The organism is Acutalibacter sp. (genome assembly GCF_056800975.1).
This window is the reverse complement of sequence record NZ_JBQISV010000134.1, coordinates 1-4350: the sequence shown is the minus strand read 5'-3', so window position 1 is coordinate 4350 and position 4350 is coordinate 1. Positions and strand designations below refer to the sequence as shown.

Genomic DNA, 4350 nt, shown 5'->3' with positions numbered 1-4350 from the left:
GGCCTGCCGATATTCTATTGTCCGTTCTCTATATCTTTTTGAATAACTCATGTCCTCATTCTACTCGATACGTAACCTTTTTTCAACTGCTTTTACTATACTTTCCAGGCGGTATGTGCTATTATAAGGAGGCCACGCAAGTTGATAGTCTTCGTCTCAGTGTGTGCTTTGCTTTTGGCAAATGCACAGGCTCGCTTTTGCATACTGAGATTGTATGAAAAGACTTGCGTGGCAGCAAGGGCCATGTGTTTTGCAGGTGCGTGGCTCTTGGGCCGCGCACTTTTTTGTTATCATTTTTGTTATTATCAGAAGGGAGATTTGGGTATGAAAACCAAAAACGGAAAAAGATTCGCCGCGCTGGTCCTGGCAGCCGCCATGCTTGCTGCCGCTGTGGGCAGCGCACAGGCCGCCGTGTCTGACGTGAAGCCCAACAGCTGGGCTTACAAGGCGGTTCAGTACAATGTAGAGAACAACCTCATTGCCGTCGGCTACGACGTCTACAACATGAACGCCCCCGCCCCCCGGCAGGACGTGGCCTTTGCCATGTTCAAACTCCTCAACGGCAAGGACGCTGAGCCCAGCCGGTCCGACCAAACCCAGTACATTCCCCAGGACATGAAGAACGCCCCGGACAAGTACAAATACAGCGTGCAGTGGGCCATACAAAACAATGTGATTGCCGGCGCCAGGTTTCAGGGCGAACATCAAAGCAGCAGCTATAAGGTCTGGTTTTCACCCGGCCATACTGTCAACCGGGAACAGATGGCCGCCATGCTCTACAGCATGGCCAAGTATGACGGCCTGGACATTGAGAACGACAGCGCCTCTGTTCTCGACGCCTTCACCGACGGCTGGAGCGGCTCCGCCTGGGGGCAGAAAGCCCTGGCCTGGTGCGTAACCAACGGGTTCATGTCTGGCGTGGGCAACAACCGGCTTGCCCCCAAAGCCACCCTGACCTTTGGCCAGCTGGCGCAGATGATGATGAAATACGGCCAGTTCCGAACCCGGCCTGACGAAACCCCCGCGCCCACCGGCTCCCCTTCTCCCCTCCCCTCTCCTACCCCTTCTCCTGACGAACCCACGCCGTCTCCCAGCACAGACCCGGACCACATGGACCTGTCCGGCCCCTGGGACCATGTGCAGCCCATTGACGAGCTGCCTATTGGCGGTTATATAAAGGATGACCACAAGTACAATCGTTATAACGCTTGCATTGACACGGTCGATGGTATTCCCACGGATGAAGAAAAGCGAGCGTTCCTTCTGATTAACGAATATCGTGCCAGCAAGGGCATAGAGCCTTTGATTTGGGACCAGAGCGCGCAGGTTATTGCAGAGACGCGTGCTATTGAGGGTTACAAGTGTCATACAGATAACACAACTGAATATGGTCATACTCGCCCAAATGGTGATGACAAAAATGGCATGGAAACTGGCATCGTAATGGAATGGGCAAACATCGGCGGCCTCAAAGGAAAAAACTATGACCCATTCTGCTGGGAAAACGGATTCAAGGCCGATGAATACTGGGAAAACGAGTGGGGTTACCACACTGGCTACGGCCCCAAGGAAATAGTAGACGGCTGGATTGCAAGCCCTGGGCACAGAAACGCCCTCCTCAGAGATGCATCCAGCTACGCCGAATTATATGGCGCTGTAGCATATAGCCACTTTGACACAGACTTTGAAATTGATGAGTGGGGTAACAAAACAAACATCAATTACTGGTACTATGTTAGTATTGGAGTGAACGATTAACAACAAAAATAACACAGCCGTGATACTGCGGCTGTGTTATTTTTATCACATATGGTTAACCGGCCCGCCTACCCCTCGATCTCCTCCCCAATCCGCGCGATGATCCGCCCGTGGTCCAGCTCAACCACGGTGTCGCACAATGCGCGTATGTCCTCGTTGTTGTGGCTTGCCAGCAGGATGGTCTTCCCCCCGCTCCCGCAGCTGCCCGAACAGCCTGCGCATATCCTCTACCCCCTGATTGTCCAGGCCGTTCATGGGCTCGTCCAACAGCAGCAGCTCCGGGTCCTCCATAATGGCCTGGGCGATCCCCAGCCGCTGGCGCATGCCCAGCGAGTATTTGCGCACAGGCTTTCTGTTTTCAGGGTCCAGTCCTGCGGCGCGCATGGCGTTCTGCGCTGTGGACAGGTCCCGCTTTCCACGCAGGGCAAGCAGGTACAAAAGATTTTTCAGCCCGCTTTTGCCGCCGATAAAGCCCGGCGTTTCAATAATCAGGCCTATATTTTCCTGGGCCTTCGCCGCCTTCACCCGCGCGCCGTTGACCAGCACCTCCCCCGACGTGGGGGTCATGAACCCGCAGACGCACTTGAACAGCACGGTCTTGCCGGACCCGTTTCTGCCGATGATCCCGTGAATCTTCCCCCGCTCAAAGTCCAGGCTCACGCCGTCCAGGGCCTTGACCTCCCGGAAGCTCTTCGTCACATTCCTCACTTGGATGATATTGTCCATGTTGTCCTCCCTACTCCAAATCGCGCCTGCCGAATTTCCATACGGCGGCAAGGGACATGGCGGCAATTCCCCCTATCCAGACCATAAACACATAGGCCGGCCCGGGCGCGAAGCCGCTGTGATACCAGTCGACCCCCAGCAGGCCCGACCAGCTCAGGGGGGAAACAAATTGCAGCCACCGCCCGAAGGTGAACATCCCCAGGGAGTTGGCGAACAGCGCCATTGCCGTCAAAGCCCCTGCCGCGAATATCCCCGCCGGGCGGCTGACGAACACCCTGAAAAAGCAGACCAGCGCACCCAGAAACGCCGCCGGCAGCCAGATGCACAGCAGACTGGCCACCGCCGCCTCTACCGGCGTGAACAGCGACAGAATCTCTGGGGAGACAATGATGGACAGGCTCACCCCAGTTTGGGCCTGCGCCTGCCCGGAGGATTCCGCCAGGGTGTGCAGCAGCACGCCCCAGTCCGGGTCCCAGCGGATTTCCGGCAGCACGAACAGGATGGACATTGCCCACAACGCCGCCGCATACAGAAACGCCATGCCAACCACGCACAGCAGCTGCCCGGCAAAATAGGCCCTGCGGCCAACCCGGAAGACCATCAGGTCCGCGTAGCCGTCCGTCTCCCCCACGTCGGAGAACAGCAGCAGGCACAGGCCGTTGTTCACCACCTGCATAATGGGAAAGGACAGGAAAAAGGGATAGGCCCAGGGTGTGGCCGGAACCTGATAGAAGTCCGCCATGGCGCACAGGGGGGCGTAGTTGTAAAAGCTGAACACCAGCATCATGATAAGGATCAGCCACATTTTCGGGCTGCCCAGCTCCCTGCGCAGGAGGATGCCGCAGCAGCGCAGGCTGTTTTTCCCTTCACCCATGTTCCAGCCTCCTTTTCATGCGCAGGCGCCCCGCTATGCACATCAGCCCGCAGAGCCCGGCCGCGAGCAGAAGCTTTTCCAAAAGGGTCTGCCAGGGCGACAGGGTGCAGTGCACGCTCTCCACCCAGTTTACCGGGTGCCAGATGGATATGGGCGAGATCAGCTCTGTGGGGATGACGCGCATCACGGTCAGATGTATGGCAAGGGGCGCGGAGACGGCCACAAACGGGTTGGGCGCCAGTATGCTCATAAACATGCCCAACGCCCCGACCAACGCCCCGGACAGGGACATATGGAGAATATAGCAGAGCCAGCCCGTGAAAATGCGGCCCTCTAAAAACACCGCCTCATAGTCCACACTGGCGCAGGGCTGAAACCACGGCAGAAACATGCCGTTGCCCAGCACAAACAGCGTCAGCCCCAGCCCCACGGTCAGCAGCCCGGCCAGCGCGCTTGCCAGCAGCTTGGAGACCGTGTACCGGCCAACGCCCTCCCGCGCCGCCCAGTAGGGCAGGGCCCGGCTGTCCCAGTCCCGGGCAAGGCTCATGGAAAAGGGCAGGGCTGGCAGCACGAACAGGGTCAGCAGCGAAGCACCGTTGAATTGGGCCAGATACCAGACATTCACATAGGGGTCACGGCCTGAGAAATAGTTGGCGAGAATCCCCGCCACGCTCAGCTCCATCATCAGGGCCATAAGCAGGCCGCAGAGGGCCAGAGGCCAGGAGAACGCCTGCCTGAGCTGTACCAGTAGGGCCCGCAGAAATTTCATCGCATATCCGTCTCCCTCTCTAGAATCACGCCGCTGTAGGCGCTTACGGCGGCGGCCTCGTAGTCTGTGTAGTCGAAGCCCGCCGTGTTGCTGCCCTGCCCGGCCTTCTTCTCCACAGCGGTAGTGATTACCCAGGCCGGGCGGGCGTAGAGGTCCTTGCTGTCGGTGATGATCACATAGTTCAGCTCTAAGCTGATGATTTCGCTGTTCTCAAAGTGGATAG

The 4350-nt window shown here is 57.7% G+C and carries 5 protein-coding genes; 1 reads left to right on the top strand and 4 read right to left on the bottom strand.

Features of this window, described 5'->3' with window-relative positions:
- Positions 1-324: 324 nt before the first annotated feature.
- Positions 325-1758 (top strand): CAP domain-containing protein, encoded by a 1434-nt coding sequence (locus tag ACTO5E_RS10300; protein WP_482303414.1) that lies wholly within the window; start codon positions 325-327, stop codon positions 1756-1758.
- Between the two features lie 120 nt (positions 1759-1878).
- Here the strand turns inward: ACTO5E_RS10300 and ACTO5E_RS10295 are convergent, their stop codons facing one another.
- The 4 genes from ACTO5E_RS10295 to ACTO5E_RS10280 form a co-directional block, all read right to left on the bottom strand.
- On the bottom strand, positions 1879-2484 hold the full coding sequence (locus ACTO5E_RS10295) for an ATP-binding cassette domain-containing protein (RefSeq protein ID WP_482303413.1): 606 nt from the start codon (positions 2482-2484) through the stop codon (positions 1879-1881).
- A gap of 10 nt (positions 2485-2494) precedes the next feature.
- Positions 2495-3358 (bottom strand): hypothetical protein, encoded by an 864-nt coding sequence (locus ACTO5E_RS10290; RefSeq protein WP_482303412.1) that lies wholly within the window; start codon positions 3356-3358, stop codon positions 2495-2497.
- Complete coding sequence (locus tag ACTO5E_RS10285) at positions 3351-4127, bottom strand: hypothetical protein (RefSeq protein WP_482303411.1); 777 nt, start codon at positions 4125-4127, stop codon at positions 3351-3353. Before ACTO5E_RS10285 ends, ACTO5E_RS10290 begins: the two co-directional genes overlap by 8 nt.
- Positions 4124-4350, bottom strand: a 227-nt coding sequence (locus ACTO5E_RS10280; RefSeq protein ID WP_482303409.1) for a hypothetical protein, incomplete at its 5' end; no start/stop codon positions are given. The genes ACTO5E_RS10285 and ACTO5E_RS10280, both read right to left, overlap by 4 nt.

Bases quoted from the DNA above. Each gene is read 5' to 3' on its own strand.
- ACTO5E_RS10300 (WP_482303414.1), top strand. From the start codon at position 325: ATGAAAACCAAAAACGGAAAAAGATTCGCCGCGCTGGTCCTGGCAGCC.
- ACTO5E_RS10295 (WP_482303413.1), bottom strand. From the start codon at position 2,484: ATGGACAATATCATCCAAGTGAGGAATGTGACGAAGAGCTTCCGGGAG.
- ACTO5E_RS10290 (WP_482303412.1), bottom strand. From the start codon at position 3,358: ATGGGTGAAGGGAAAAACAGCCTGCGCTGCTGCGGCATCCTCCTGCGC.
- ACTO5E_RS10285 (WP_482303411.1), bottom strand. From the start codon at position 4,127: ATGAAATTTCTGCGGGCCCTACTGGTACAGCTCAGGCAGGCGTTCTCC.